Below are 1164 nucleotides of genomic sequence, written 5' to 3'. Positions count from 1 at the left end.
ACCTGCTTATGCAGGTGGGTTTCCCCATTCGGAAATCCCAGACTCAAATGGCTTTTACTGCCTTATCTGGGCTTATCGCAAGTTAATACGTCCTTCATCGCCTCTGACTGCCAAGGCATCCACCGTCTACGCTTAATCACTTAACCATACAACCCCAAGAGGTTTTATTTACGGCGAGATTGTCTAAAAAAGAAATCTGCGTCGCAAACCCACTGAGTGTTGAATCATCAACTAATTAAGGTTTTGTTTTTGCCGGACTCAAAATAGAGACTTTGCTTATTACTAAGACAAAGCCCAAGCACACTTGATTGTGTGAGTGACATTTCTGTCACTGATTGAGAACTTTACTGTCATTCTTTAAAGAATGACTCGTCAGCTTTCCAGATTGTTAAAGAGCATGTGNCAAACCCACTGAGTGTTGAATCATCAACTAATTAAGGTTTTGTTTTTGCCGGACTCAAAATAGAGACTTTGCTTATTACTAAGACAAAGCCCAAGCACACTTGATTGTGTGAGTGACATTTCTGTCACTGATTGAGAACTTTACTGTCATTCTTTAAAGAATGACTCGTCAGCTTTCCAGATTGTTAAAGAGCATGTGAATCTATCAATACGATAATCCACTTTTTAAAAACACTTGCTATAAATGTGCTTAAAAAGTGGTGGAGCTAAGCAGGTTCGAACTGCTGACCTCCTGCGTGCAAAGCAGGCGCTCTCCCAGCTGAGCTATAGCCCCATCATTAATTCCTTAGATGCTGGTGCCAATTTCTTTTGAAGCAAGGCGAGGCATTTCGACGTTTAGTAAACTAAACGAGGAAGGCATCAACGCCGCATCAGGAGAAATTGGTGGGTCTGAGTGGACTTGAACCACCGACCTCACCCTTATCAGGGGTGCGCTCTAACCACCTGAGCTACAGACCCATCTAAGGTACGAGCCTTAACTAAGGAACTCGTATCTCTTTGACTTTTTGACCGTGCAATCTGTGTGAACACTCGCAAGAATAGCGTCAGTAAGGAGGTGATCCAGCCCCAGGTTCCCCTAGGGCTACCTTGTTACGACTTCACCCCAGTCATGAACCACACCGTGGTAAACGCCCTCCCGAAGGTTAAGCTATCTACTTCTGGTGCAGCCCACTCCCATGGTGTGACGGGCGGTGTGTACAA

Annotated in this window: 2 tRNA genes and 2 rRNA genes; all 4 read right to left on the bottom strand. The window is 44.6% G+C overall.

What is annotated here, in order from left to right:
• Window positions 1-146, bottom strand: a 23S ribosomal RNA gene (locus BZG82_RS16110); the annotation flags it as partial.
• Between the two features lie 514 nt (window positions 147-660).
• Window positions 661-736 (bottom strand) — tRNA-Ala (locus BZG82_RS16105).
• A gap of 108 nt (window positions 737-844) precedes the next feature.
• A tRNA-Ile gene (locus tag BZG82_RS16100) sits at window positions 845-921 on the bottom strand.
• A gap of 90 nt (window positions 922-1011) precedes the next feature.
• Window positions 1012-1164, bottom strand: a 16S ribosomal RNA gene (locus BZG82_RS16095); the annotation flags it as partial.

Source organism: Salinivibrio sp. PR5 (genome assembly GCF_001996085.1).
Lineage (GTDB): Bacteria > Pseudomonadota > Gammaproteobacteria > Enterobacterales > Vibrionaceae > Salinivibrio > Salinivibrio proteolyticus.
The sequence above is the reverse complement of the archived record's forward strand: the minus strand, read 5'-3'. Positions and strand labels throughout refer to the sequence as shown.